Raw genomic sequence first — 26,119 nt, 5'->3', positions numbered from 1 at the left:
CATGGCAACCTTTACAGACCGTTTGTTACGCAGCGTCGCCCCGATCTGGGAGCGCGTTCACCAGCATCCATTTGTAACCGGCCTGGGTGACGGCACGTTGCCTGTAGAGTCGTTCAAATTTTACATGAAGCAAGACTACATCTACCTGATCGATTACGCCAAAATGTTCGCGCTCGCCAGCGTGAAGGCCTACGATCTGGAGACGAGCGCCCGGTTCGCCGCCCTGCAGGAATCGACGCTCAACATGGAGATGGAGCTGCACCGCCAGTATGCGGCGCGCTTCGGCATTTCCCGCGAGGAGCTGGAAGCGACCGAGCCGTCCTTTGTCATGCTGGGCTACACCAGCTACATGCTGCGAGTCGCGCACCAAGGCTCGCTGGCAGAGCTGGTCAGCGCGCTTTTACCGTGCACGTGGAGCTACTGGGAGATCGGCAAGCGGCTGGCGCAGGTAGAAGGGGCGCTGGACCACGAGCTGTACGGCGAGTGGGTGCGGATGTACAGCTCGGACGAGTTCGGACAGCTTGCGATCTGGCTGATCGACATCATGAACGAGCTGGCAGACGGGAAAAACGAGCAGGAGCTGGCGAGACTGGAAGAGTATTTCGTCAACACCTCCAAAATGGAGTACATGTTCTGGGATATGGCCTATAGAGAGGAAATGTGGCCGTGCGCGATCAACTAGCTTTCTCCAACGTCCGCTTTTCCTACACAGGCACGCCGATTCTCGAAGACTTTGATCTGCGAGTGAAAAAAGGCGAGTTCGTCAGCATGATCGGGCCAAGCGGGATCGGAAAAAGCACGTTGTTTCAGCTTATCGCGGGACTTTTGCAGCCCGAACAGGGAGAAATCCGGCTGGGCGAGGAACGGATGGAACAGCGGCTGGGGCAGGTAGGCTACATGCCCCAGCGCGATCTGCTCATGCCGTGGCGCACGATTGTGGAAAATGCCGCCTTGCCGCTGGAGATCAAAGGCGTGCCGAAAAAGGAAGCGCATGCGCGCGTCCGGCAAGAGCTGCCCCGGTACGGACTGCACGAGTGGGCAGACGCCTATCCTGCCCAGCTTTCCGGCGGCATGCGGCAGCGCGTGTCTTTTTTGCGGGCGCTCTTGTCCGGGACAGACCTGATGCTGCTCGACGAGCCGTTCAGCGCGCTCGATGGCATTACGCGGCTCGACATGCAGGAATGGCTGATGGAAAAATGGCAAGAGACAGGCAGTACGATGCTGATGATTACGCACGACATCGACGAGGCGATCTTGCTTGCTGACCGCGTGATCGTCCTGTTGGGCAAGCCGATTCGCCAGCCTGTGGAGCTGCACGTGTCGATTCCGCGGCCGCGAGCGGTGGGCAGCCGGAATCAGCCCGGCTTTCTGGCCTTGCGCGAACAAATCTGGGCCTTGCTGCGCACAGAGCAGTCCAGGTTGCAGTCGCTGGGGAGGGAAGCGTGATGGGCAGAGGGATCTGGTTCGGCATTTCCATCGCGCTGTTTTTCGTCGCCTGGGAGGGTGTTTGCCGCCTGCTGGCCGTGCCGCCGTTCATCTTGCCGCCGCCGAGCGCAGTCGTGCTGGCGCTGTGGGAGCTGCGCGGCTCGCTTCTCGGGCTGCATTTGTGGGCGACCTTGAAGGAAGTGCTGCTCAGCCTGTCTGTCTCGATCGTGTTTGGCGTTTTGCTCGCTTTTGCGATGAATATGAGCCGAGTCGTCGAGCGACTGGTCTATCCGTATATCGTCATATCCCAAACGATTCCAATTATAGCATTATCCCCTGTTTTTATTTTGTGGTTCGGATACGATTTGTCCGGAAAAATCGCGGTGACGATCCTGTTTACCTTTTTCCCGATTGTCGTCAATACGTATGACGGACTGCGCTCTACCGACAAAGAAATGCTGCAGCTATTGAAAACGATGGGCGCTACCCGCTGGCAAATGTTCGCGAAGCTGCAACTGCCGTCGAGCTTGCCGCATTTTTTCAGCGGCTTGAAGGTGGCTGCGACATACAGTGTCGCGGGTGCAACGATCGGGGAATGGCTCGGCGCGAGCGAGGGACTTGGCTACTTCGGCAGACGGGCATCGGGCAATTTTCAGGCGCCTGCGCTGTTTGCCTCGGTCCTGCTGCTCTCCGTCCTCGGCATGCTGCTTTTCTGGCTCGTCGGGCGGATCGAGCGCCATCTGTCCCCGCACACAAAAGCGAAACACCCAACATCCAAGTAAGAAAAGTAGGGAGATCAAACTATGAAACCGATGAGTAATAAATGGACAAAAGCCATCCTGGCCCTGACGCTGGCTACCGGACTTGCTGCGTGCGGCAATCAGTCTGGCGCTGGCACGACCGCGCCGCAGACACCAGCTCCGGCTGAACAAGCGGCGGAACCAGCCGAGCTGACGATCGCGCTCGACTGGTATCCGAATGCGGTGCACTCTTTCCTGTACGCCGCAGAGGAGCAAGGCTTTTTCAAGGAAGAAAACCTCAAGGTCAACCTGCAAATGCCATCGGACAGCAACGATCCGCTGAAAATGGCGGCGGCAGGCAAAGTCGACCTGGCTATCAGCTACCAGCCGCAGCTCGTCCAGGCGCGCGCCGAAGGGATTCCGGTCGTGGCTGTCGCGGCACTCGTGCGCCATCCGCTCAACGTCATCATGACGCGCAAAGACGGCGACATCGACAGCCCGCAAAAGCTGGCAGGCAAAAATATCGGCTACCCGTCCATTCCGCTCGACGAATCGATCGTTCGCCAGGTGGTGAAGCATGCGGGCGCAGACGACTCCGGCCTGTCCTTTACCGACATCGGCTTTGACATCGTTCCGGCCTTGACTGCGAAAAAAGTAGACGCGGTAGTAGGCGGCTATATCAACCACGAACAGCTCATTCTGGAGAAAAACGGCATCCCGGTTCACGTCATCAAGCCGTCTGATTTTGGCGTGCCGGATTACTACGAGCTTGTGCTCGCGACCAGCGACGAGACGCTTGGCAAAAAGCATCAGGCGGTCGAAGGCTTCCTGCGCGCGATTGCCAAAGGCCAAGACTACGTGAAAAACAACAAGGAAAAGGCGCTCGACTTGCTGCTCGCCAAGCAAGCCGCTGAGTTCCCGCTGGAAAAAGACATCGAAACAAAAAGTCTGGACATCCTGATTCCGTTGATGGATGCGGGCGACAAGCCGTTTGGCTCCATGACAGCCGAGTCGTGGCAAACGTTGATCGACTGGATGAAACAAGAGAAGCTGATTACGACCGATGTGAAAGTGGAAGACATCATGCGCGATCTGGTGAAATAAGCACAAGCGCAGAAGCAAATAGCAACCCCCCGTTAGCCAAACAGCCCGGAACGATTTCTCGTTTCCGCAGGGCGAGGTTGTCGGGGGGGTTTGCATAAGGGGCAATAGGTGAGTTGACTGGAAGGTTTTTACATGGTATCTTTGAGTTAGTTATTTTGATAAATTTCTAAATATCTAATAAAGATATTCTGAAAGTAGGATCGATCACTATGTCCATGAATCATGCCTTTAAGGCGCTGTCTGATCCCACAAGGCGAAAAATTCTTGATCTGCTGCGGGAAAAAGACAGGACGGCCGGGGAAATTGCCGAGCATTTTCAAATGACAAAACCGAGCATCTCGCATCACCTCAATCTGTTAAAGCAGGCTGAAATGGTTTTCGATGAGCGAAAAGGGCAAAACATTTACTACTCGTTAAATACGACCGTTTTTCAGGACCTGTTGAAATGGTTTATTCAATTCCATTCGAAAGAGGAGTCATGAAATGAAAATATCCCGCTTGACTATTTTGTGTTTCCTTGCCAGCGTCGTGATGGCGGTGATTTGTTATCCCTCCATGCCTGACACCATGGCCGTTCACTGGGGAATAAACGGCGAGCCGGACGGTTTTGCGCCCAAGCTCGTGGGCGTAGCTTTTGTTCCGATCATGATGGTGGTACTATTTCTGGCTTCCCGCTATCGCGAGCAGAGCTACCAAAAGTTTGCGAGCAGCAAGGACGCGATCATGCATACGCTGATGGTTGCGCTCCTCGTCATCCACGGCCTTATCATCGGATATGGTTACGGATATATGGTGAACATGGCGACCGCAGCGACGCTCATTCTCGGGGTTTTGTTCATCACGATGGGCAATTTTATGCCGCGTTTTCGCCATAACTATATGATCGGGATTCGCACGCCGTGGACGCTGGCTAGCGAAGAGGTCTGGAAAAAGACCCACCAACTGGGGTCCCGTGTATTTTTTATCGGCGGGCTGCTCATCGTCCTCACCTCATTTTTGCCAGCACCGCTTCACTTTATCGTGCTGTTGTTTCTGATCGTGGCAACGATTCTTGTCACGATGGGGAGCAGTTACTACTATGCCAAAAGGAGGAAATAAAATGAAGAACTTGAAAATAGCGTTATTTTTGTCGGGGCTGAGTGCGATCGGGTTTGTCGCGGCCACGCCTTACTTGCTAACCATGATAGGGGATGCGGTAGCTATGGTGCCGCTTCCGTTGCCTGCTGTGATCGCCTTGTTCGTCTTGCAGGGCAGCATCACGGCGTTTCTGCTTTCGTGGGCGGGCTTGACTTTGGCGGGCAAGGTCGGGCTGGATGCTCCGATCTTGCGGAAATGGTTGTATAAAACGGGCGGTGCATCGTTTAACCGACAAGGAATCGTGCAGGCGGTCATCTTCGGGCTGCTCGGAACGCTGATGATCTATTTGCTGGAACGGCTGATTTTTCAACCGCTCATGCCGATACTCGCGGAAAAGGCGCAAGAGTTGAATGCGCCGGTCTGGGCAGGCGTCCTGACCGCCATTCAGGGCGGAGTGTACGAGGAAGTAATGGTACGGCTGTTCATGATGACACTCGTGGTCTGGATTTTGAGCAAGCTGTTCGGGCGTCAGTCCTCTCCAAAGCCGTGGATGTACTGGATCGGAATTTTCGGCGCAGCCTTTTTGTTCGGGCTCGGCCATCTTCCGGCAGCGTCCGTCTATTTTGGAGAGATTACTCCGCTCTTGTTTGTCCGGACCATCGCCTTGAACGGGGTGGCAGGCATTTTGTTTGGCTACCTCTACTGGAAGCGCGGGCTGGAGTACGCGATGATTGCCCACGCGATCGGCGATATCCTGCTTCACGGCTTTTTGAGCTAAGGGAAGCAGGTTTGTTTTTGTAACTTACTGGGAAATAACGGAATGTCCCCCGTAAACTTACAAGGTTGTGGTGAGCTAAACTTTAAAAAACTAGAAAAAATTGGAAGTAACGCTCGATGCCGGATATGCAGCTTCTCGCCCCGCTTATTGCCATTCAATTGCTTCTGATGATTATCGCCTTGATCGACCTCGTTCGCCGCGACCCAGCCAGAGTCGCAGGCGGGAAAAAATGGCCGTGGGCGCTCGGTATCGTCTTTATTAACACCCTGGGTCCCATCGTTATTTCTTCGTAGGCAGAAAAGACTAGCCCAAGACACGAAGAAAGGGTTGACATGGTTTGCGCGTAATCGAATGCGAAAGTCTCACAAAGGAATACAAAGACCATAAAGCGCTGAAGGATGTATCTTTTACCATCGACAGCATCGGCTGCGTCGGTTTTCTCGGCGGAAACGGTGCCGGGAAAACCGACGACGATCCGCATCCTCACAGGCTTGGCTGCCCCGACAGCGGGCAAGGTGAAAGGTCGGCTACGATGTCGTAACCGAGCGCAACAAGGTCACCAGCGAAGTCGGCTATTGCCCGCAAATTCCCGCCTTTTACAACTACATGACAGCGACAGAGTGGATGCACTGGGTAGGCAAACTGTACGGGCTGGACAAGCGCACGGTGGAAGAGCGAACCAATGAACTTTTGGAGCTGTGCGGAATCAGCGAGGCGCGGAACCGCCCGATCAGCGGCTACAGCGGAGGGATGAAACAGCGTCTGGGAATTGCCCAGGCGCTCATCCACAACCCGAAGCTGCTCGTTTTGGACGAGCCAGTCTCCGCCCTCGACCCGATGGGCAGACACGACGTTTTGCTGTTGATCGAAAAGCTGAAGCGGCACATGACCGTCTTCATGTCGACCCACATTCTCGATGACATCGAGAGAATCGCCGACCACATCATCATCATCAAGGACGGCACCGTGCTGTTGTCGTCCAGCCTGGAAGAGTTGCGAGCCAGCCACGTGGAGCCGGTAATCGAGTTCAAGCTCGATCAGGAGGACATTGACTTGACCGATGTGTTGGACGGGCTTGCGTGGGTCAGGGAGTGGAGCCAGGATGGGGGCACGTACAAGGTGATGGCCAGTGACATGGAAAAAGCCAAGGAAAGCTTGCCGCACATTCTTCTGGAGTCGGGCGGAACGCTTGCGTACTACCGTCTGTCAGCATTGACACTTCAGGATATTTTCCTAAAGGTTGTGAATGGATGACTTCCTACCCAATGATTCGAAAAGAATTTCAGGAACTGATGAAAACGTACAAAATTCTCATCGTTCCGATTGTGTTTATCGCCTTGATGATTACACAGCCGATTACGATGAAGATGCTGCCGGATATTTTGGCCAATTCCACCGGACTGCCGAAGGGAACGGTCATCAATATTCCCACCCCGTCTGCTCCGGAAGTGCTGTCGACGGCGATCAGCAAGTTCAGCTCGCTCGGCACTTTTGTGCTGATTCTCGTCGTCATGGGCACGATTGCCGGGGAAAAAGCGTCAGGGGTTGCCTCCATGGTATTCGTCAAGCCGGTCAGCCGGGCCAAGTACTATCTCGCCAAAGCCATTACCTATTACACGTTGACAATCGGAAGCATGCTGATCGGGATGGGGATAACCGCTTACTACACGGAGCTGCTTTTCGGCAAACTCGATTGGGCGCACGTGTGGCTCGGGACGTTCATGTACATACCGAATCTGTTGCTTGTCGTCACCACGACCCTTTGCGCCTCCAGCTTTTTTAACAACGCCGTCGGGGCGGGGGGAGCGTCGCTGGTCTTCAATATCGTGGTCTTCACCGTCCCGCAATTTCTCGGCAAATTTTTGGACATGGTCTCCCCGGGGGGATTGACCAATGCCGCGATGATGATGATTCAGGAAAATTCGACGCTGGCTGAAGCGGCGATCACCGGGTTGCCGGGGCTGGCGGGCGTCTTTGCGCTCAACATCGTGTTTTTCTTCATGGGCTGGTACTTCCTGGAGCGATCTGAAATCTAGGCAGGGGTCGTCGCTGTGGAACACTTTTGGCTAATCTGGACGGTCAGCGTGCTGTGCGCTTTCTGCATCATCCCGGTGCAGTCCAGGACGATTCGCAGGCAAGTGCAGCTACAAGCAGAAGTCCATCCCACTGGCAGAGTCCCGCCAGTCCCAGTCCTGGTTGCGGTGATGATGCTTCAGACCTCTGTATTGCTCGCTCTGGCGACTGCGGCAGGTTTGTGGCTTTTGCCTGCAACCGGACTGCGGCTGTGGGTGGTAGAGCACTCGTCGCAAGGAGTGGCGCTACCTTTTTCGCTCCAGGCTTTTTGGGTTGTCTCCGTCGTCTCGGGGGTTGTGGCAGGGATCGTGGTCAACTTCGTGGACCGCTGCTGGTTTCAGCCGCACATGACCGCGAAAAGGGGACAAGCAGCGATCTCATCACGATTCCTCGGTTTGCTCTCGTCTTTTTACGGTGGGGTTTGCGAGGAAGTGCTCGTGCGGCTCGGGGTGATGACCGTTGTCGTGTTTTTCGCCCAGAAGCTCGGGCTTGCAAGCAGCGCCTACTGGCTCGGCATCGCTGTCGCCGCCATCGCGTTCGCTTGCGCCCACCTCCCGGGGAATTACATGACGTATGGAAAAGGCAGCATCGTCACATGCTGGACGCCCGTAATCCCCCTTTTCTATTCTGGAGAGGGGGATTCTGTTGTCGCGCACAGAAAAAAAGCGAGTGTTTTTATAGATTAAACGCAGCTTCAGTGTGTGGCTGCGGTGTCAAAAAACTGCTTGTGTGAAGACAAAGGGGAGTACAGCTTTGAAATATTTCACAAAAGATTGGTATGCCCTTTTTCAGAAATGAAAATCGTCGCTGAAAACGTCTTGATCGAGGAACAACCGGCGTAACGAAAAGAAAACCCCCTCCGGGCAGAGGCGGCCAACCACGGTGGCGTGGCTGGCAGATCCATGTCTGCTTGGAGGGGAGCCTGTTATGAGCGGCGTTTTCTTTTGCTTCCTGAACGTATTTGCTACGTTCCATTTCATCAGCGCTTCGCTTCCTGTCATGTGGGAAACGGGGAGAAGGGACGATGCAACGGTGATGCGAGCTGGTGCTTTCGCTGCGAGAGCGGTTACGAAATCTGTTTTTCCGAGACGACAGTTTCGCCGTCCTTGCCGAAAGCCGTGATGGAAAACATCTCGCCCTGTTTGACCGGGAGCTGGGCGTACCACAGACGGAAGGGGAACAGCTCGTTGTCGATAATTTCCGCCTGGAGCGCCTTTCCGGTCTTTTCGCTTACGACCATCAGGCTGTCAACTTCCGGGTCGAGAATGACGCCAAACAGCATCGGGAACGGGGAGTCGAACGGGTTTTCTTTTCCATTGGCAATGTATTGCGTGGAAAAGGCAGAATCAGGCAGCGGAACTTCGGAAACAGCGGGGATGGTGTGACTGCCGCCATTTCCCCATTTCCAGCCAAGGATCGTTTTCTTGGCAAATTCGGCGTCAATCATCTGGCTATCCTCGCGAACGAGGAAGAACAATGTGCCTTTATCTGTACTTGCTTCATGAAAAACGGTGCCGATTTCTTCTCGCATGCTTTCGATCGCCTCAAGCGCAGTGGGAGAAGAATCGTCGGTCAGAACATAACTGAAGGTGAAGAGGGTGAGCAAACATAAAAAAAGGGCAATTCGTGTCATAGTGAACTCTCCTGTAAGCGTTTTTCCATGACAGAAAGCTTTTGCTACAGTCTTATTTTACCAACAAATCATCATATAATCCATAGCTTATATGTGTGAATTTGCTGTGAACGGAATTACGGTTTTCTTTTCAGGCAAAACCCCCCTATAATAGAGAGGAATGCTTGTACGAGGGGAAGTTTTCATGAGCGACAAACACGATCAAAAAACGAACAACAAATGGGTCATCCTGGGTTTTGTCGGCTGTGTGCTGGCTTGTGCCGTCTCTATGGTGATTTTCATTTACGTCATGAGAAGCTGACTTGAGGTGCACGCCAAAAAACCGCTCGCCGGACGGGAGCGGTTTTTTGGCGACTTTGCTTACGGCTGCAGGCTTTTCAGCTTTTGCTCGATCTCTTCCAACGACAGTTGATTGAAGTCGGCAAAGCCGACACCTTGCAAGGCGATGGTTTTGCCTTGGTACAGCGGGTACACGCCTTGCCATAGTCCGGTGAGGCTGTGCAGCGACGAACCTTTCACCTTGCGCAAAAACACGAGGTAGTTTCCTTCGCCAAGCGGGCCCGTGTACGTGAGGTTCAGCGAGCTAGAAGTGTCGGGGAGCGGCTCGACGCCTATGCTGAGCACGGTCAGCAAGCGGGGCGATGCGCCCTTGAACACTTTTTTGACGTGCAAGGTTTGGGTGTAATTGACGATTTTGCCCTGGGGGATGCTGCGCCCCGTCGGGTATGATTTATGCGCGCTGTCCATCCAGCCGATGACGATGTAGTCGCTTTGCTGGACAAGCTCTTTGGCGTTTTGGACAGAAGTGATCGGCACATGGAGATGGCCGATGTTCGTTTCGGCGGAAACGGGCAGCATGACGGCGCACAGCAGGATGATGAGGATCAGCAGGCGGTATCGCATGGATAAATATCCCCTCGCTCTTCGTTGTCATGCCGATAGTATGGTCGATAGAGCCAAGGTTCATCCTCTGTTTCCTTTTAGTAGGATAGTAATATTCCGAAAAGTCTAAATAGATGCTATCATTGGGGCGTACTGTGGAATTTGCGTAAAACGTCAAGACTAGGACAAGGAGGGTAACATGAATCAGTTGGTTGTCTTTCGACGCGTCTGTACGTGCTTTCTGCTTTTTGCGCTTGTGTTGCAGCTCGCGGCGTCTCCTGCTTTTGCGAGGGAAGACACCGCCACCAGGGGCGCGCTCGCCGATCACATCGAGAAATACTTGACGGACCTGAAGCGCGACGAGAACAGCGTGGGGCTGTATGCGGGGATTGTCGTCTACGACCTGACGGACAAAACGTATTTGTATCGGCACAACGCCGAGCGCAACTACATTCCCGCCTCGAACATGAAGCTGTTTACCACGGTTGCCGGACTGGATAAGCTCGGGCCGGACTACCAGTGGAAGACGGAGCTTTTCCTGCAAGGAAAGGTCAGTTCGGACGGCGTTTTGCAGGGCGATCTGGTGTTGAAAGGCTACGGCGACCCGACCTTGACGCCAGCGGACTTGCAGCAGATGGCAAGCGTATTGAAGCAGGCCGGGATCAAGCGGATCAACGGCCATTTGCTGCTGGACGAAAGCTACTTCGACGATACGCGCCTTGGCGTCAGTTGGATGTGGGATGATGAGCCGTATGGCTACAGCGCCCAACTGAGCGCTCTTTCTGTGCATAAAAATGTCACGACGTTGACCGTTACACCGGGGAAGGCCGTGAATGCGCCACCGACATTGGCGATGGAACCGGCTACTACATACGTAAAAGTCATCAACAAGCTGCAGACGGTGGAAGGCAGCGAGTCCAACATCACACTTGAGCGGCCGCGTGGAAAAAACGAGGTTGTGCTGACAGGAACGATTGGGTTTGCCGCCAAACCGTATGAGGAGGATGTCACGCTGGAGGACCCGGCGCTGTTCGTCGGGGATGTCTGGAAAGAGCAACTGCTCGCACAAGGCATCGGGCTGAATCCGGGCGCAGCCGTGAAAAAGACAGTGGTGCAATCCGGCGTGCCTTTTTCTACCCATCTCTCCAAGCCGCTCGGCGAAGTGATCGTGGAGTTGAACAAGGAGAGCGACAATTTTTACGCCGAAATGCTGCTCAAGACGCTCGGCGCGACGCAAAAAGGGGCGGGCACATTCGCAGCCGGAAGTGAAGCGGTAGCGGACGTCATGAAGCGTGCCGGCATCGACAGCGGCTATCGCCAGGTTGACGGCTCGGGCCTGTCGCGTTTTGACCTGGTTTCAGCCGAGCAGATCGTGCGGCTTTTGGCGTTTGTGCAGCAGCAGAGCTACAGCGTGGAGTTGGAAAAATCGTTGCCAGTCGCGGGCGTCGACGGCACGTTGAAGACCAGAATGCTCGGTACGGCGGCAGCGAAAAACCTCATCGCCAAAACAGGCTCGATGGGCGGCGTCAACAGCCTGTCCGGCTACGTCACGGCGCAAAACGGCCATAAGCTGGCCTTTTCCATCCTGATTAACGGCATTTACAAGTCGAAGTATGCGCGCGACCTGCAAGACTTCGTGGGCACGCTGCTCGCGTCTTATCCGCAGCTCGCCGCCGTGCAAGGGGATCCACCGGAAGCAAAAAAAACCTACGCGCTCTCGGCCTTGCTCGATCCGCTGTTCGAGCAGCCGCAGGCAGTCGGCATGACCGCAGGCGTCCTCGTCAAGTCGCTAGACAAAACGGGGGACGCAGCCATTTTGTACGAAAAAGAGGCCGATGCACTGCTCACGCCCGCGTCCAACCTCAAGCTGCTGACGACGGCTGCGGCGCTTTCCCAGCTCGGAGAGGACTACACGTTCAAGACGGAGCTGTACGGGGATGCGCCCGTCGCCAAAAACGGCGTGCAGCGAGGCAATCTGTACGTCAAAGGCTACGGCGATCCATCTCTGCACACCGAAAACGCCCTGAAGGTGCAGGAAGGCGTCTCGATTGAAAAAATCGCCGCCTGGATCAAAGAGCAAGGAGTCAAAGAGATTCAGGGGAACCTGGTGCTCGACGAAAGCTACTTCGACGCGCAACGGCTCGGTCTGGGCTGGGCCTGGGATGACGAGAGCTACTACTACAACCCGACGCTCGGCGCATTGTCCGTAAACCGCGGCACAGTCATGGTCGAGTACGAGCCTGCCGCAAAAGCTGGAGACGCCGTTTCGTTCAATCTGCTGCCGAAAACGTCCTACGCAGAGGTCATCAACGAAGCGAAAACGGTAGAGCCAGGCCAGGAAAACACGTTTGCCATCGTGCGCGACCGGGGAACGAATACGATTCGCCTGACCGGAAACCTCCCGCTCGACCATCCCGGCGACTACGAGCGCGTGCCTGTGGAGGAGCCTGCGAAATACGTCGGGACGCTGCTCAAGGAAGCGCTGGAGAGCGAGGGCGTCCGCTTCGCTCCGGGCAGCGAGTTGCTCGTTTCGCCTGTGCCTCATACAGCGGTCAAGTGGAACGAATTTGCCTCGCAGCCGTTAAAAGAAATCGTTTCGTACCTGAACAAGAAAAGCGACAACTTTTACGCGGAAATGCTGTTGAAAACGTTAGGCGCCGTGAAAAAAGGCGAAGGCAGCGCGACAGCAGGCGCACAAGTCGTCCAGGAAGCTGTGCAGGCAATGGGCGGCAAGGCGAATTTTGACATGGTGGACGGCTCCGGGCTGACGCGCTACAACCTCATCTCGGCCCGCCACATCGCCACTGTGCTGGAAGGCATGGCGAAGCAGCCGGCTTTTTCCACTTACGAGGCGTCACTGCCTGTCGCGGGCGTAGACGGTACGTTGAAAAACCGGCTGGTGGAAACGGCCGCCGCCCATAGCTTGCATGCCAAAACCGGGTCGATGACCGGAGTAAACAGCCTGTCCGGCTATCTCACGACGAAAAGCGGCGAGAGGCTGATCGTCTCGATCATCTTCAACGGCTTCGTCGAGGACGAGGACTTTTTCGTCGAGCTGCAGGACCGGATCGTTTCGACTGTCGCCACATACGAATAAACTGTCCGTAAAAGTAGAGAAGCTCCTTTTGCCGCGAAAAGCGCAAGGGGCTTCTCTTTTTCGCGTGCCGCCGTGTCGGCAAGCCGCTCTCTCCGCTACCGGGTCAATGCCTGTGACGGTCGCTGCGGCGCCGACATATTTATATTCAGATGCAGATCGAAAAAACGAAGATCGGGGAGGGAAAGCGAAGGTGAACCCTACACGCTTTCATTGGAAGGGGTTGGAGCAGGTCGCTGCACAGGTCCTTTCTCGCGCGGGCGTCAGGGGAGAAGACGCGCAGCTTGTGGCCCGGTCGCTCGTCCATGCGGATTTGCGCGGAGTCGAATCCCATGGCTTGTCGCGGCTGCCGATCTACGTGCAGCGGATCGAGGCGGGACTGATCGAGCTGACGCAGCCGCCAGCGCTCGTCGTCCGGCAAGGCGCGACCGCCCTCATCGACGGCAAAAATCAGCTCGGCGTTGTCGTCGGAGTAGCGGCGCTGGACGAAGCGAAGCAGCTTGCTCGCCAACACGGCATCGGATTGGCCGGGGTGCGGCATTCCAACCACTTTGGCTCCTGTTCGTACTATGCGGAGCAGGCAGTGGACGAGGGATTGATTTTGCTCGTCTTGTCAAATGCGCCCGCATCCATGGCACCAACCGGAGGGATCGTGCCGTTTTTCGGAACGAATCCGATTGCGATTGGCATTCCGGCTGGCGAGCAGCCGCCTTTTTTGCTCGACATGGCGACGAGTGTGGCTGCGCGCGGCAAAATCGCTCTGGCTGCGAAAAAAGGGAGCGCCATCCCCGAAGACTGGGCGATCGACGCCGACGGCTTGCCCACTCACGATCCGACGAAAGCCTTGCTCGGCTCGCTTTTGCCGATCGGGGGAGCAAAAGGCTACGGACTTGCCATGTTCATTGATATTGTCTGCGGGCTGCTCACGGGCGCGGCGGTCGGCCCCGGCGTGAAAAGCTTGTACGACAACTGGCAAGACCCGCAAGACATCGGACACGTCTTCCTGTGCATCGACGTACAGCGCTTCCTGCCGCTCGATGCATTCAGGCAAAGCATGGACGCATACATTCGCCAAGTCAAAAACGTCCCGACTGCTCCCGGTGTCGCGGAAATTTTGATTCCCGGCGAGATCGAGCAGCGAATCATGACGGCCCGCAAGCAGGACGGCATTCCTTTTCCGCAAACCGTGGTGGAGGAGCTCGCCAAGCTGTGCTCCGCCTATGGAATTGATCTGGCACAGGCAGTCTGTACGGCGTGAGCAATCCTTTTGGCTGTCCATGGTTTCCCGGACATTCTCTCGCACATAGACTGATGTCAGCGGTTTGAAAAGGAGTGAACATCCGATGCAACGCCACATGTGCAAAGGTAAAATCCACCGGGCGACGGTGACGCAGGCCGAGCTGGACTACGTCGGAAGCATTACGATTGACGTGGCCCTGATGAAAGCGGCCGATATCAAGCCCTACGAGATTGTGCAAATTACCAGCCTGCGCAATGCGACGCGCTGGAAAACATACGTTCTGCCGGCAGCAGAAGGAAGCGGGAAAATTTGTCTGAACGGCCCGCCTGCCCACCTGTTTTCCCCAGGCGACATCGTCATTATTTTAAGCATGGGCATGTACGACGAGAGCGAATGCGATCAACTGGTGCCCAAGGTCGTGTTTGTGGATGAACACAATCGCATCACCAAAATCGAAGAGCATCATCTCATTACGAATGGAGAGACATTGCCATAAAAGCGCCAAACGTAGGAAAATGGGGCAAGCATCAGCACATGGTCCAAGATGAGCTGTTGCGGGAGCACCTGCCCAAGACCCGGTTGTTTTCTCCGGAGGCGTTATGGGAGTACGCGGAAAGCTACAAGCGCGTGATGCTCAAGCCATCCGGCGGCGGAGGCGGAGCAGGGATCATCCAGTTGACCGACCTGGGCGAAGAGCGCTACCTCGTCCATAGCGGCAATGTGCGGCGGACTATCGAAGGCAAGGAAAAAACCGTGCAGTACGTCCGCTCGCTGTTCCGTCCGAAAAAGTATTTGCTGCAGCCGCGCATTCCGCTCGGCCGGATCAACGGCAAGCCTTTTGACGTGCGCGTGATGCTGCAGCGCACTGGCAAAGCTTCGCCCTGGCTCATCACGGGCTGGGTGGCAAAGCTCGCTGGACCAGGCTTCGTCGTCACGAACGTGGCGCGCAGCAGGGGAAAGGTGCTGCCGCTTCGCACCGCGATTCGCCAGTCCAACGTCGCGGCCGGACCGGATTTGCTCAGGGAGATCAGAAGCGTGTCGCTTGCGGTCGGACATTGCTTGGGCAAAGCGTACCCGACCTTGCGGGAAATCGGCTTGGATATGGGTATCGACATTCACGGGAAGCCGTGGATTATCGAAGCGAATTTTCGCCCGTCGCTGTCCTTGTTTCAACAGCTTTTGGACCAGACTTTTTACAGACGCATTTTGGCCATGCGAAAACGATGAGCGGATAACCACCTAGTCGGGTGCAGCCAGAAAAGCGACAGGTGGTTATCCCATCGCTTTTCTGGCGTGGACAAGCCGATTTCCGGGATTGGCTGGCCGGGCCTTGCGCAAGCTGTCGCAATGCACTTGCTATTGCGAAAAAAGGAGAAGCACTGGCGTATTATATCAAAAGTTGATAGAATGCCTCTCATTATGGAGGGAGGTAGTATGTTCGACAATGACAACAATGTCTAAAAAAGAATGGATGCTCATCAGCTTTATGCTCTTCTCCATGTTTTTCGGGGCAGGCAATCTGATTTTTCCGCCTTATCTCGGTCAGGAAGCAGGCTCGCTTGTCTGGTCTTCGCTGCTCGGCTTTGTTTTATCGGCCGTCGGCTTGCCGATTCTCGGCGTGGTGGCGGTGGCAAAAGCTGGCAGCTTCCACAGCCTGGCGAGCCGGGTTCATCCCGTTTTTGCTCTTATTTTTCCGTTTTTGATTTACGTTTCGATTGGGCCTGCGCTCGCGATTCCGCGTGCGGGAAGCCTTGCCTTCGAGATGGGGATGGCTCCGTTTTTGCCTGAACCGCTGGTTGCCTCCAAACTCAGCCTGTTCGTGTACACGGTCGTCTTTTTTCTGATCGTCTTCTGGCTGAGCCTGTCTCCTTCCAAGCTCGTCGATCGCTTTGGAAAGCTGCTGACACCGGCTTTGCTGGCCTTGATCGCGCTGATTTACGTGAAAAGTCTGGTGACGCCGCTCGGAGCGATGGGGACGCCGACAGGGAAGTACGGCACCAATCCGATTGTCCAAGGGTTTCTGGACGGGTATTTGACGATGGATGCGCTGGCCGCACTTGTGTTTGGCATCGTCATCGCCAACACGTTGCGCGCCAAAGGGATTACCGACACGAAGAAGCTGTCGGCGAGCATGATCCGCGCGGGGATCGGGGCAGGGCTATTGCTCACAGTCATCTACGTGATTTTGGGGATCATGGGCGCTTCCGCCGCTTCGCTGGGCAAGGCGGAAAATGGCGCACAGCTTTTGGCGAACATGATGAATCAGTTGTTCGGGTCGAGCGGAACGTTGATTCTCGGCGTGATCTTCACCGTCGCGTGCCTCTGTGTGTCGATTGGCCTTGTGACCTCGTGCAGCCAATATTTTCATGGGCTGTTCGGCGGCTTGCCGTACAAAGGATGGGTGACGGTGCTCAGCGTCTTGAGCATGATCGTGGCGAACATGGGGCTGACGCAAATTTTGACCGTATCCGTACCCGTGCTCGGCGCGATTTATCCGGTTGCGATCGTTCTTATTTTGCTCGCGCTGGTGGAGCGGTTCATTCCGGCGACTTCGCTCGTCTACATCACGACAGTTGGGGTCGTCGCGCTGTTCGGGCTGGCCGATTTGGTCAATGTCTTGTTCCTCGCTCGCGGGTGGGATGGCGTGCTGACGGCTTTGCCGTTTTACAAGGAGGGCGCTGGTTGGCTGCTGCCTGCCTTGATCGCTGTTGCGGTCGGCATGGTTTTGGATATGTGGAAAAGAGCTTTGCGTCCACACGGGAAAACGACTTCCCAACCCGATTAATAGGGGCATGGCTGGCAAAAGAGCTTCGCACAAGCGGGGCTCTTTGTTTTTGCCTGATGCAACACCGTTACTTTTTCCCGGGCTTGCTCGTAGTAAAAGAGTACGGAAAGAGAAGGAGGCTATCATGCGCTTTGACACTCTCATGACGATCGCTGTCGTGCTTGTGCTGACATCCTGTTACTGTTATTTGTGGAAATGGCTGCGTTCCAAAACGTCCGGTTGATCCGGGCGTTTTTTCTTTTGCCAACAGGCCGTTTCGTCCAATTCCATGCGGACAGACAGGATAAAAGTGGCATGAATGGGGCAAAATTTCCCTAACTCATTTCACAGCTTGACTCATTCCGGGGGGAAGCGTGACTGTTTGGGAATCAGGGGGTGGGGGTGTGAGCCGGAACGCGCGAAAATGGTGGAGATCGCACAAGCAAAGGGTCCAGCAACAGCAGGCAGTGCCTTCGCATACGCCTTTGCACAGGGAGCTTGCCGAGAACGAGCAGCAACTGCGCGCTTTTTATGCCAATTGCGCCGATGTGGTTTTCCGCTCTTTTCGCATCGGAGGATCGACCCGGGCGCTTGCGATCTACATCCAAGGCTTGACGAACAACGAGGAGCTGGAGCGCACCGTCTTGTCCGTGCTGATGAAGACGAAGCTGCCGAAGGATTCGGCGATCAGCAAGCTGCTGGACAATGTTGTGTCCGTATCGAAAACGCATGAGCTGGCGACCTTCGAGGACTGTCTGGAATCTGTCGCAAACGGCTATCCGATCCTGTTGATCGATCAGCAGCAGCGCGCTCTTTCCTTTGGCCTGGCGCGATGGGAAAAAAGGCAAATCGAGGAGCCGATGGCCGAAGGAGTCGTCCGCGGCCCGCGCGAAGGCTTCACCGAATCGCTTCAGGTCAATACGGCGCTGCTGCGGCGGCTCATCAAGACGCCGGCATTGAAAATGGAGCAAATGCAGATTGGCGGCTACACGAAGACGCAAGTCGTGCTCGCGTACGTGGACGGGCTTGTGGACGCGGATTTGGTCACGGAAGTACGGGCGAGGCTGAACCGGATCGACATCGACGGCGTGCTGGAGAGCGGGTATATCGAGGAGATGATCGAAGACTATCCCGCTTCGCCCTTCCCGCAAATTTTGACGACGGAGCGCCCGGATGTGACGTGCGGCAACTTGCTGGAGGGCCGGATCGCCATTCTCGTAGACGGCACGCCGTTTGTGATGATTGCGCCGACGACGCTGTTCTCCCTGCTGCAATCGAGCGAGGACTACTACCAACGGTCGATTGCGAGTACTGCGATTCGCTGGCTCCGCTACTTGTTCACGGTGATTTCCTTTTTGCTGCCTTCGCTGTACGTGGCGCTGATTACGTACCACCACGAAATGGTGCCAACCTCTCTGTTAATCAGCATGGCGGCGTCCCGCGAGCCCGTGCCTTTTCCCGCCCTGGTCGAAGCGCTCCTGATGGAGATTACATTCGAGGCGCTGCGGGAAGCTGGCGTCCGGCTGCCCAAACAGGTAGGTGCCGCTGTCAGTATCGTGGGCGCGCTCGTCATCGGTCAGGCTGCCGTACAGGCGGGGCTGGTTTCCGCTCCGATGGTCATTGTCGTCGCCATTACCGGGATCGCTTCCTTTATGATTCCGCACTACATCGCAGGCATCTCGATTCGGCTGCTGCGCTTTCCCATGATGTTTCTCGCGGGCACGCTCGGGCTGTTGGGGATTATGCTCGGCATCATCGTCACCGTCATTCATTTGAGTACGATTCGCTCTTTAGGGGTTCCTTATTTGACGCCAGTCGGGCCGATGAAGTTTTCGGAGTGGAAAGACACCATCGTCCGCGCGCCGTGGTGGATGATGAACGAGCGACCGCACCTGACTGGCGATTATCAAAAAATAAGGCAGGGGGCCGACCAGAAGCCAGGTCCGGAAAAAGGGGGAGATCCTGCTTGAAATGGGGCCAGATTGTCACGATGAGCGCCTTTGCCTGTATCCTGTTCGCGTTCGAATGGCCGCGTCTTTCGCGCTTGCCGAGGCGGGACAAGGTGTCCTTCATCACCCTGCTGTTCACAGGCTGGGTTTTGTCGTTGCTGGATTTGCCGAACTTGCCGGGGCCGACTACGCTCATCAATGCGATTTTCAAGCCGCTAGGTCAATTTCTGGAGTAAAAAAGGGTGGGGCGTTTGCTAGAACAGGGAAAAATCTCTTCCGCTCAGATGGGCAAAATGGTCTTTTTAGCCATCGTGGCCTCGGCTGTGACTGTGGTGCCGAGCTACACGGGCAAATACGCGGAAAACGACTTGTGGTTGTCGCCTTTCTTGGCATCGCTAATCGGATTTTTTACGGTGTACATCGCGTTTGCATTGAACAGGCTGTATCCGCAGCAAACGGTGATCCAGTACAGCACAGATATCATCGGCAAAGTCCCGGGAAAAATTTTCGGACTGCTTCTTTTGTTTTTTTACGTTCACATGACGGGCCTGATCGCCAGAGGCTATGCCGAGTTCATCATCGGGAACTTTTTGCCGCAAACGCCGATCAGCGTCGTCATTCTCACGATGATAGCCGTGTGCGCGTATGCCGTAAGGGCAGGGTTAGAGGTGATCGGCAGGACAGCGCAAGGCTTTTTCTTGCTCTTCCTGTTTCCGTTGCTCCTGATGCCGTTTTTGCTCCAGGACATGCACTTCGAGTTTCTGTTCCCGATGTTTGAACGCGGCTTGCTGCCGTCGGTGAAAGGGGCGCTGATTCCCCAAGGCTACTTCAGCGAAGTTTTCCTGATGTCGTTTTTGCTTCCGTATGTGACGAACCGGGACAAAAGCATGCGCGCAGGAATGCTCGTCATCCTCGGGATCGCCTTGCTATTGACCTGTATCAATTTTTTCATCCTGCTCGTCTTCGGGCGGCAGGCGGCGGATTACATGTACCCGGTCATGGTCGCCTTTCGCTACATCAGCATTGCGGACTTCTTTGAAAATCTGGACTCGGTGGTCATGACCGTCTGGATTTTGGGGATGTACGTCAAAATCAGCGTGTTTTACTACGCCACTGTGCTGGGGACGAGCCAGTGGCTGGAGCTATCAGATTATCGCCCGATTGTCATTCCGATCGGGATGCTCATTGCGGCGCTCAGCTTCTGGTCGATGCCGAATCTGAACGAGGCAGGCCGCTTCGACATTGTCGCGTTCCCTTTTTACGGCCCGCTCATGCAGACAATTTGCCCGTTGCTGCTGCTCGGCTTCGCCTATTGGCGCAAAAAAGGCAAGCAGCAAAGCCAAGCCCAAATAGCCGCGGTGTCCGGCAGTGCCCATTCCGAAAAGCAAGAAGGATGAGGAACCATGCTCGAAACGGGAAAAATATCAGCCTTGCAGATGGGGATGATGATGTATCCAGTCCTCGTGTCCACAGCGATGCTTGTCGGACCAAGCATCATGGCACAGCACGCGCAAAACGACTTGTGGCTCACTCCGCTATGGGCTTCGCTTATCGGTTTTTTCAGCGTGTGGATTGCGATCCATCTCAACAAGCGCTTCCCCGGCATGTCGGTCATCGAACATGCGCGGGAAATTACCGGAAAAGTTCCTGCGGCAGTCCTCGGCTTCTTGTACTTGTACTTTTTGCTGCAAGTAAACGGCATCATCGTGCGGGAGTATGCGGATTTTATCGCCTTGTTCCTGCAGGAAACCCCGCTTGGCGTCATCTCGTCCGCCCTGATCTTCGTCTGTTCGCTCGCGGTAAAAGGCGGCATCGAGGTGCTGGGGCGGACGGCGCAAGTGTTTTTCCCGGTGTTCATCCTCCCGCTGCTGCTGATGATCGGCCTTGTTTTTCCCGCTCTGGACCCTGGCAACCTGTTTCCGATTTTGGACAACGGGGTGTTGCCGTCGATGAAAGGAGCGGTCACGCCGCTTGGCTGGTTCACCGAGGTGTTTCTGATTTCCTACCTGCTGCCCTTCCTGTCCAACCGCAGGCAAGGTGCGCGGTCGGCCTTTTTCGTAGTGGCCGGCGCCATGCTGACGATGACGATCGCGAATTTGGTCACGCTGTTTTTGATGGGGGACGCGCTCGGCAACATCTTGTTTCCGATTATGGATACGGCCAAGTATGTAAACGTCGCCGATTTTTTTGAGAATATGGAATCGGCCGTCATGGCGATCTGGGTTATCGGCGCTTTCGTCAAAGTCTCGATGTTTTACTACGCGACCGTGCTCGGCACCGCGCAATGGCTGAACCTGACTACTTACCAGCCGCTCATTTTGCCGAGCGGAGTGTTGACGGTGATATTCAGCTTTTGGGGCATTCCGAGCTTCTCCATGCTCGGAGATGTCACCACGTTTGCGATTCCGGCCTTGCTGACGCTGTTCTTTTGCTTCATTCCGGCGGGGCTGCTCGTCTGGGCGATCATGCGCGGGAAGCGCAGCAAGACAGAGGAGGCAGAATCCGGGTGAGGGCGCGAGGGAGCGTGCTAATTTTGTTGGCCTGTTGTGTGTTGCTTGGCGGCTGCTGGGATCGGACGGAGATCAACGACCTTGCGATTATTACTGCGGCTGCTGTGGACAAGGGGGGAGCGGGCGAGATTGTGTTGAGTATCCAGGTGCTTATCCCGCGAGCGGTGGGGGAAGGCGGGCTCGGCGGACCGACCATGAGCGCGGATCGCGAGCTGACGACCGTGCTGAGCGGAAAAGGGATCAATATTGCCGATGCGATGTCCAAGGTTCAGGCCAAGCTTTCCCGCAAAGTTTTTTGGGGGCATTGCAAAATTTACTTGTTTGGAGAAGCGGTTGCCAAAGAAGGGATTGCCGATCATATCGATTTTCTCGTGCGCCATCCGGAGCCGCGCAACCGGGCCTATCTGTACATCTCCAAAGGAAAAGCAATGGAAATTCTCGGGATTAAAACCTTGCTGGAGCGTTCCACGGCGGAAGCGCTGCGGGAATACGCGACTCTGCACATCGGCATGGCCGTGACCTTGGTTGATTTTCGAAACATGCTCAATGGAGAAGCCCGGGCTGTGGCCCTTCCCTATATTCAAAAAGGGAGCAAGCTGGACGAGCAGGCGCAAATCCAGGAAAACTCGCTCTTGATGGGAACGGCCATCTTCCGCAACGATAAAATGATTGGCGCGCTGACGACAAAGGCCACAAGAGGCTTGCTCTGGCTGCGAAACGAGATCATCCGCGCATCCGTCAGCGTCAACATTCCGGGGGGACAAGGGCTTATATCGGTCATCCCGCTTCGGGCTACGACGAAGCTGGTTCCGAAGATCGAGAATGGGAAGTGGTCCATCCTGGTCAAAATTGATACGGAGGGCGACATCGTCGAAAACGGAACGCGGCTGAACATGATGGATTTGAGCAGCATCGCGCTCGTGGAAAAAGCGGTCGAAAACGAAATCCGCTCCCGCGTCAGCCTGGCGTTGTTTTATTTGCAAAAGGAGCTGCACGCGGATGTGACCAACTTTGCCGCCGCTTTTCATCGGAAGTACCCGCAACAATGGGACGAAGTCAAACAAAGCTGGGACGAAATCTACCCGCAGGTTGAGGTGAGCACGAAGATTCACGCTGCGATCCGCCGCCCGGGACTGACCTCGGAATCGGTGGGCTATCCGGCAAGCCAAGAAAAACGGTAGTCGCGCACGTCAAGCGACGGTTGCAAGCAGCAAAAGAGGCTGGAACCAGCATGCACGCAGGAGGTGGATGAAATGAACGGGAGATGGATGGATTTTTTAATAGGCTCGTTTGTAGGAACGCTCGTTGCAGGCATCCTGTTTGCGCTGCTGGCGTTTTTCACGTTTCGTCCTGCGGTGCAGTGGCTGCTCGGGCGCTTTATGAAGCGATTGATGTCGGACCGCTATCCGGAAAATATTTTCGAGATGGTGTCGGCATTGACCAAGGTCAGTCCGCGCTACGTCGTGGAAAACAGCTTGCGTGCGACGACAGGGCAGGCGATTGAACGGCCATTCGGCAGTCCGCGCAAATTTCTGAACTTCGACGGGCTGATCTTTTCCCCGGCCCAGCTTGCGGTGCTGCCGGCTGACGAGGACGCCGAGGTCGACATGAAAATCACGATCGGACCGAAGGCAAAACGGCCGCTGACCCTCGATATCCCGCTCCTGTCTGGGGCCATGGGCTTTGGCATCGGCATCAGCGAGAGCGTGAAGATTGCGATCGCCAAAGGAACGGCGGCTGTCGGCAGCGTGAGCAATACGGGAGAAGGGCCGCTTTTGCCAGAGGAAAGAAAATACGCCAAGTATCTCATCATTCAATACAATTCCGGCACGTGGTCCAAGGAGCCGGAGACGCTGCGGCAGGCAGACGCCATTGAAATTCACTTCGGGCAAGGCGCGACGGCGGCAGCGGCCAGCTTTATCCCCAGTGAATACATAACGGGCAAGGCAAGCCAACTGATGGGGGTGGAGGGCGAGGAAATGGTCGTCATTCCTTCGCGCCAGCCGGAGGTCAACAGCCCGGAAGACTTGCGCAAGCTGGTCGACAAGCTGCGCGCGATCACAGACGGAGTTCCGATTGGCGTGAAAATATGCGCCAGCGCTGTGTTGGAGCAGGATTTGGAAATTGCCATCCAGGCTGGCGTCGATTTCATCAGCATTGACGGGGGTCAGGCAGGGACGAAGGGCGGCCCGCCGATTTTGGAGGATGACTTCGGCTTGCCGACGATTTACGCCTTGTGCCGGGCCGTCCAGTACTTGAAGGAGAGAGGGGTCAAAGACCGCATCTCGCTTTTGTCAGGTGGCGGCTACACGACCCCTGGCGAGTGTCTGAAGGCGATTGCGCTGGGGGCGGATGGCATTTTTATGGGAACGGCCATGCTGTGGGCGATGACCCACGATCAGGTGACAAAGGCGATCCCTTGGGAGCCGCCGACAGAGCTGACGAATTACCCGGGAAAGCTGAAGGACAAATTCAACGCCGAGCAAGCAAGCAAATACTTGGCGAATTTTTTCCTTTCTTTTGTAGACGAAATGGAAATTGCCATACTCGCCCTGGGAAAAACTTCGTTACGTGATGTGACAGCAGACGACCTCGTAGCGCTTGATGAGTTGACGAGCAAAGTGACGAAAGTACCGCTCGCCTTCCATTCTTCTGCGGAAAGTTGAACAAACATGACGATGGCTGGCGACGTTGGGGAGGGATTCGTATGAGCCAGGGAATCATTCCAATCAGGGAAAAGCGACAACAGAAAGGCTGGAGGATGACGCAGACGTGGGAGCATTTGCTGTTTGCGCACTGGGCCGTTTCGCCCGAGGCGATCCGCAGCCTGATTCCGGCAGGCCTGGAACTGGATACGTATGACGGGCACGCCTGGATCAGCGTCATTCCGTTTCTGCTCACCAGAGTCCGTCTCCGCCGCCTGTTTCCAGTCCCGTATGTCACGACCTTCCCCGAGATCAATGTGCGAACATATGTGAGGGCAGGCTCCACACGAGGCGTTTACTTTTTGTCGCTGGATACTTCTCATTTGCTCGTGACGAAAATCGCCGAGTACTGGTATCGGCTGCCCTATTATCATACGAAGATGGATCTTCTTGTTCACGCTGACCGCATTGATTTTCAGTCGGAGCGGTTTTCGGCAGGAGCGGATGCGGCTGCATTTCGCGGCAGCTACTGGCCTGTATCCGAGCCGGCCCTCGCCCGCGCCGGTACGCTGGAGCACTGGCTGACCGAACGCTATACGCTGTTTTGCCAGTGCAAGAAAACAAACGGACTTTATTATGCCAACGTGTTCCATGAGCCGTGGATGCTGCAGCGGGCCGACGCGCATATCCGCGAAAACTCCATGCTCGCCCCGTTCGCGCTGCCGATCAGCGAGAAGCCTGATCTGCTCGTGTACGCGCGCGGGGTCGAGAGCTTCATCTGGCCGCTAGCGAAACTCTCGCCCTTCGAAGGGGAAAGGAGCCGATGAAGCGGCTTGCTTTCCTTTTTTGCCTGTGCGCAGGTCTGCTTGGCGGGTGCTGGGACCGCGTGGAGATAAACGATGTCGCACTCGTGACCGCTGCCGCCATCGACTGGTCATCGCCAAACGATATCGAACTGTCGATTCAGGTGTTCATCCCGCGCTCGCTCAGCGAGGGAAGCGGAGCAGGGAACGCGATGACGCTCATTCGCACGGCAAAAGGGGTCAATATTGCCGATGCGATGTCCAAAGTGCAGTTGAAAATACCGCGGAAAGTGTTCTGGGGCCATTGCAAGGTGTATATTTACGGGCAAGCGCTCGCCCGGCACGGCTTGAAGGAGTACGTCGACTATTACGCCCGTCACCCCGAGCCGCGCAACCGGGCTTTCGTGTACGTGAGCAGGGGACAAGCCCGCGAAGTTCTGGAGATGCTGCCGCCGCTCGAACGATACTCCGCCGAAGTAGTCCGCAAGCTGTCTGACATGAATGTCGGGCTATCGGTCACTCTGCTCGATTTGCAAAAAATGTTTGCCGCAAGAACAGAGGCGGCCGCCTTGCCGATGATCGACATCATGAAGCCGCCGAAGAAAGGACAGCCGAAGAAGACAAGCCCGTATTTGTCGGGTACGGCTGTCTTTCAAAATGGCAAGATGATCGGTCTTTTGTCTGACCGGACGACGAGAGGGGTACTCTGGCTGAGGAATGAAGTCCCCAACACGACGGTGACGGTCAAGCTCAAACAGGAACACGGATTCGTCTCGTTAAACCCGATTCGCGAGGTGACCAAGCTGACGCCGCGGATCGAAAACGGGAAATGGAAGATGCTCGTGGATATCGACACGGAGGGAGACATCGTGCAAAACGGCACCAGGCTGACCTTGAACAATCCCCAGCAGATCGCGATGGTCGAGGAAGCGCTGCGCGAAGATATCAAAACGAGAGTCCGGCTCGCGCTCAAACAGGTGCAAAAGGAATTAAAGGCAGATATATTGAACTTCGCCCAGCAGTTTCATCGCAACTATCCAAAAGAGTTTGCGGCAGTGCGAGCGGACTGGAATCAGGTGTTTTCCGATATCGAGGTAGACATAAACGTGAAGGCTTTTGTCAGGCGGCCTGGGCTGATCGCCGTTCCAGGCGGCCTCCCGCATTCCGAGGTGCAGCACTAAGAAATGACCGAAAGCCAGGCTGGGCAAACGACCCCTTCTGGATGTGCCAATAAAAAAAGAAAGCAGGCGGATGCCGCGGCGGCATCGGCCTTTTTGTACAGATAAGAATTTAGAAGATTCTCATCCAGTATAAGGGCAACTAAGCTGCGCCAATGAAGTTTGCTAACATGCAGGGTTGCCTGTTGCCGTACGGATCTGTAAGATGAGGATGACACTTGTCC

The 26,119-nt window shown here is 55.6% G+C and carries 28 protein-coding genes; 25 read left to right on the top strand and 3 right to left on the bottom strand.

Annotation, left to right across the window (positions count from 1 at the left end; all coding sequences use genetic code 11):
* Nucleotide 1: 1 nt before the first annotated feature.
* The 12 genes from tenA to AC27IT_RS01000 all read left to right on the top strand — a co-directional run bounded on the left by tenA (nt 2) and on the right by AC27IT_RS01000 (nt 7,883).
* Nucleotides 2–682 (top strand): thiaminase II, encoded by a 681-nt coding sequence (tenA, locus tag AC27IT_RS01055; RefSeq protein ID WP_007782039.1) that lies wholly within the window; start codon nt 2–4, stop codon nt 680–682.
* A complete protein-coding gene (locus AC27IT_RS01050; RefSeq protein ID WP_005828746.1) occupies nt 667–1,446 on the top strand; it encodes an ABC transporter ATP-binding protein in 780 nt (259 codons plus the stop codon). The genes tenA and AC27IT_RS01050 overlap by 16 nt, the downstream gene beginning before the upstream one ends.
* Nucleotides 1,446–2,207: an ABC transporter permease gene (locus AC27IT_RS01045; RefSeq protein WP_487091518.1), complete on the top strand. Its 762-nt coding sequence runs from the start codon at nt 1,446–1,448 to the stop codon at nt 2,205–2,207. Before AC27IT_RS01050 ends, AC27IT_RS01045 begins: the two co-directional genes overlap by 1 nt.
* Nucleotides 2,208–2,228: 21 nt before the next feature.
* On the top strand, nt 2,229–3,269 hold the full coding sequence (locus AC27IT_RS01040) for an ABC transporter substrate-binding protein (protein ID WP_005828743.1): 1,041 nt from the start codon (nt 2,229–2,231) through the stop codon (nt 3,267–3,269).
* A gap of 209 nt (nt 3,270–3,478) precedes the next feature.
* The gene (locus AC27IT_RS01035) at nt 3,479–3,751 is read left to right on the top strand and encodes an autorepressor SdpR family transcription factor (protein WP_007782051.1); all 273 of its coding nucleotides are present in this window, start codon (nt 3,479–3,481) and stop codon (nt 3,749–3,751) included.
* Nucleotide 3,752: 1 nt separating this feature from the next.
* On the top strand, nt 3,753–4,367 hold the full coding sequence (locus AC27IT_RS01030) for an SdpI family protein (protein WP_238503781.1): 615 nt from the start codon (nt 3,753–3,755) through the stop codon (nt 4,365–4,367).
* Between the two features lies 1 nt (nt 4,368).
* Nucleotides 4,369–5,124 carry a CPBP family intramembrane glutamic endopeptidase gene (locus AC27IT_RS01025; RefSeq protein WP_005828736.1) on the top strand — a complete coding sequence of 252 codons (756 nt, stop codon included), beginning with the start codon at nt 4,369–4,371 and terminating at the stop codon, nt 5,122–5,124.
* A 116-nt stretch (nt 5,125–5,240) separates the two neighbouring features.
* On the top strand, nt 5,241–5,417 hold the full coding sequence (locus AC27IT_RS01020) for a PLDc N-terminal domain-containing protein (RefSeq protein WP_005828734.1): 177 nt from the start codon (nt 5,241–5,243) through the stop codon (nt 5,415–5,417).
* Between the two features lie 44 nt (nt 5,418–5,461).
* Nucleotides 5,462–5,665 (top strand): P-loop NTPase family protein, encoded by a 204-nt coding sequence (locus AC27IT_RS01015; protein ID WP_237716623.1) that lies wholly within the window; start codon nt 5,462–5,464, stop codon nt 5,663–5,665.
* A 44-nt stretch (nt 5,666–5,709) separates the two neighbouring features.
* Nucleotides 5,710–6,378, top strand: coding sequence for an ABC transporter ATP-binding protein (locus AC27IT_RS01010; RefSeq protein WP_327944407.1), 669 nt, complete (start codon nt 5,710–5,712; stop codon nt 6,376–6,378).
* Nucleotides 6,379–6,389: 11 nt separating this feature from the next.
* Nucleotides 6,390–7,160 (top strand): ABC transporter permease, encoded by a 771-nt coding sequence (locus AC27IT_RS01005; RefSeq protein WP_237716624.1) that lies wholly within the window; start codon nt 6,390–6,392, stop codon nt 7,158–7,160.
* A gap of 15 nt (nt 7,161–7,175) precedes the next feature.
* Nucleotides 7,176–7,883, top strand: a complete 708-nt coding sequence (locus tag AC27IT_RS01000) for a CPBP family glutamic-type intramembrane protease (protein WP_327944394.1) — start codon at nt 7,176–7,178, stop codon at nt 7,881–7,883.
* Nucleotides 7,884–7,985: 102 nt separating this feature from the next.
* Here AC27IT_RS01000 and AC27IT_RS00995 read toward each other — a convergent pair whose 3' ends face one another.
* The 3 genes from AC27IT_RS00995 to AC27IT_RS00985 all read right to left on the bottom strand — a co-directional run bounded on the left by AC27IT_RS00995 (nt 7,986) and on the right by AC27IT_RS00985 (nt 9,733).
* Entirely contained in the window at nt 7,986–8,177 is a 192-nt protein-coding gene (locus AC27IT_RS00995) for a hypothetical protein (RefSeq protein ID WP_327944393.1), read from the bottom strand.
* Nucleotides 8,178–8,263: 86 nt separating this feature from the next.
* A complete protein-coding gene (locus AC27IT_RS00990) occupies nt 8,264–8,830 on the bottom strand; it encodes a hypothetical protein (protein ID WP_025847813.1) in 567 nt (188 codons plus the stop codon).
* 360 nt (nt 8,831–9,190) lie between these two features.
* Nucleotides 9,191–9,733, bottom strand: coding sequence for a hypothetical protein (locus AC27IT_RS00985; protein WP_005828725.1), 543 nt, complete (start codon nt 9,731–9,733; stop codon nt 9,191–9,193).
* Nucleotides 9,734–9,911: 178 nt separating this feature from the next.
* Here AC27IT_RS00985 and dacB point away from each other — a divergent pair, with 178 nt between their 5' ends.
* From dacB to AC27IT_RS00920, 13 genes are all read left to right on the top strand, one after another.
* Nucleotides 9,912–12,809, top strand: coding sequence for a D-alanyl-D-alanine carboxypeptidase/D-alanyl-D-alanine endopeptidase (dacB, locus tag AC27IT_RS00980; RefSeq protein ID WP_487091511.1), 2,898 nt, complete (start codon nt 9,912–9,914; stop codon nt 12,807–12,809).
* A gap of 190 nt (nt 12,810–12,999) precedes the next feature.
* Nucleotides 13,000–14,064 carry an Ldh family oxidoreductase gene (locus AC27IT_RS00975; protein WP_005828720.1) on the top strand — a complete coding sequence of 355 codons (1,065 nt, stop codon included), beginning with the start codon at nt 13,000–13,002 and terminating at the stop codon, nt 14,062–14,064.
* An 85-nt stretch (nt 14,065–14,149) separates the two neighbouring features.
* Nucleotides 14,150–14,542, top strand: a complete 393-nt coding sequence (gene panD, locus AC27IT_RS00970; protein ID WP_005828718.1) for an aspartate 1-decarboxylase — start codon at nt 14,150–14,152, stop codon at nt 14,540–14,542.
* Nucleotides 14,539–15,273, top strand: a complete 735-nt coding sequence (locus AC27IT_RS00965; protein ID WP_255320441.1) for a YheC/YheD family protein — start codon at nt 14,539–14,541, stop codon at nt 15,271–15,273. Before panD ends, AC27IT_RS00965 begins: the two co-directional genes overlap by 4 nt.
* Nucleotides 15,274–15,490: 217 nt before the next feature.
* Nucleotides 15,491–16,831, top strand: coding sequence for a branched-chain amino acid transport system II carrier protein (gene brnQ / locus AC27IT_RS00960; RefSeq protein ID WP_005828714.1), 1,341 nt, complete (start codon nt 15,491–15,493; stop codon nt 16,829–16,831).
* Nucleotides 16,832–17,214: 383 nt separating this feature from the next.
* A complete protein-coding gene (locus AC27IT_RS00955; protein ID WP_487091508.1) occupies nt 17,215–18,780 on the top strand; it encodes a spore germination protein in 1,566 nt (521 codons plus the stop codon).
* Nucleotides 18,777–18,995, top strand: a complete 219-nt coding sequence (locus tag AC27IT_RS00950) for a hypothetical protein (RefSeq protein WP_197186482.1) — start codon at nt 18,777–18,779, stop codon at nt 18,993–18,995. The genes AC27IT_RS00955 and AC27IT_RS00950 overlap by 4 nt, the downstream gene beginning before the upstream one ends.
* Before the next feature lie 6 nt (nt 18,996–19,001).
* Nucleotides 19,002–20,156, top strand: coding sequence for a GerAB/ArcD/ProY family transporter (locus tag AC27IT_RS00945; protein ID WP_005828709.1), 1,155 nt, complete (start codon nt 19,002–19,004; stop codon nt 20,154–20,156).
* Between the two features lie 6 nt (nt 20,157–20,162).
* Nucleotides 20,163–21,269, top strand: a complete 1,107-nt coding sequence (locus AC27IT_RS00940) for a GerAB/ArcD/ProY family transporter (protein WP_025847828.1) — start codon at nt 20,163–20,165, stop codon at nt 21,267–21,269.
* Nucleotides 21,270–21,283: 14 nt separating this feature from the next.
* The gene (locus AC27IT_RS00935) at nt 21,284–22,450 is read left to right on the top strand and encodes a Ger(x)C family spore germination protein (protein ID WP_290426837.1); all 1,167 of its coding nucleotides are present in this window, start codon (nt 21,284–21,286) and stop codon (nt 22,448–22,450) included.
* 72 nt (nt 22,451–22,522) lie between these two features.
* The gene (locus tag AC27IT_RS00930; RefSeq protein ID WP_025847832.1) at nt 22,523–23,935 is read left to right on the top strand and encodes an FMN-binding glutamate synthase family protein; all 1,413 of its coding nucleotides are present in this window, start codon (nt 22,523–22,525) and stop codon (nt 23,933–23,935) included.
* A 41-nt stretch (nt 23,936–23,976) separates the two neighbouring features.
* Entirely contained in the window at nt 23,977–24,741 is a 765-nt protein-coding gene (locus AC27IT_RS00925; protein ID WP_487091504.1) for a YqjF family protein, read from the top strand.
* Nucleotides 24,738–25,898 (top strand): Ger(x)C family spore germination protein, encoded by a 1,161-nt coding sequence (locus AC27IT_RS00920; protein ID WP_005828702.1) that lies wholly within the window; start codon nt 24,738–24,740, stop codon nt 25,896–25,898. The genes AC27IT_RS00925 and AC27IT_RS00920 overlap by 4 nt, the downstream gene beginning before the upstream one ends.
* Nucleotides 25,899–26,119: the final 221 nt, after the last annotated feature.

Source organism: Brevibacillus sp. YAE8, from assembly GCF_057543335.1.
The sequence above is the reverse complement of the archived record's forward strand: the minus strand, read 5'-3'. Positions and strand labels throughout refer to the sequence as shown.

Excerpts from the sequence above, each read along its gene's own strand:
- tenA (WP_007782039.1), top strand. The coding sequence starts at position 2 with ATGGCAACCTTTACAGACCGTTTGTTACGCAGCGTCGCCCCGATCTGG.
- AC27IT_RS01045 (WP_487091518.1), top strand. The coding sequence starts at position 1,446 with ATGGGCAGAGGGATCTGGTTCGGCATTTCCATCGCGCTGTTTTTCGTC.
- AC27IT_RS01040 (WP_005828743.1), top strand. The coding sequence starts at position 2,229 with ATGAAACCGATGAGTAATAAATGGACAAAAGCCATCCTGGCCCTGACG.
- AC27IT_RS01035 (WP_007782051.1), top strand. The coding sequence starts at position 3,479 with ATGTCCATGAATCATGCCTTTAAGGCGCTGTCTGATCCCACAAGGCGA.
- AC27IT_RS01030 (WP_238503781.1), top strand. The coding sequence starts at position 3,753 with ATGAAAATATCCCGCTTGACTATTTTGTGTTTCCTTGCCAGCGTCGTG.
- AC27IT_RS01025 (WP_005828736.1), top strand. The coding sequence starts at position 4,369 with ATGAAGAACTTGAAAATAGCGTTATTTTTGTCGGGGCTGAGTGCGATC.
- AC27IT_RS01020 (WP_005828734.1), top strand. The coding sequence starts at position 5,241 with ATGCCGGATATGCAGCTTCTCGCCCCGCTTATTGCCATTCAATTGCTT.
- AC27IT_RS01005 (WP_237716624.1), top strand. The coding sequence starts at position 6,390 with ATGATTCGAAAAGAATTTCAGGAACTGATGAAAACGTACAAAATTCTC.
- AC27IT_RS00995 (WP_327944393.1), bottom strand. The coding sequence starts at position 8,177 with ATGAAATGGAACGTAGCAAATACGTTCAGGAAGCAAAAGAAAACGCCG.
- AC27IT_RS00990 (WP_025847813.1), bottom strand. The coding sequence starts at position 8,830 with ATGACACGAATTGCCCTTTTTTTATGTTTGCTCACCCTCTTCACCTTC.
- AC27IT_RS00985 (WP_005828725.1), bottom strand. The coding sequence starts at position 9,733 with ATGCGATACCGCCTGCTGATCCTCATCATCCTGCTGTGCGCCGTCATG.
- dacB (WP_487091511.1), top strand. The coding sequence starts at position 9,912 with ATGAATCAGTTGGTTGTCTTTCGACGCGTCTGTACGTGCTTTCTGCTT.
- panD (WP_005828718.1), top strand. The coding sequence starts at position 14,150 with ATGCAACGCCACATGTGCAAAGGTAAAATCCACCGGGCGACGGTGACG.
- brnQ (WP_005828714.1), top strand. The coding sequence starts at position 15,491 with ATGACAACAATGTCTAAAAAAGAATGGATGCTCATCAGCTTTATGCTC.
- AC27IT_RS00940 (WP_025847828.1), top strand. The coding sequence starts at position 20,163 with ATGCTCGAAACGGGAAAAATATCAGCCTTGCAGATGGGGATGATGATG.
- AC27IT_RS00930 (WP_025847832.1), top strand. The coding sequence starts at position 22,523 with ATGAACGGGAGATGGATGGATTTTTTAATAGGCTCGTTTGTAGGAACG.
- AC27IT_RS00925 (WP_487091504.1), top strand. The coding sequence starts at position 23,977 with ATGAGCCAGGGAATCATTCCAATCAGGGAAAAGCGACAACAGAAAGGC.
- AC27IT_RS00920 (WP_005828702.1), top strand. The coding sequence starts at position 24,738 with ATGAAGCGGCTTGCTTTCCTTTTTTGCCTGTGCGCAGGTCTGCTTGGC.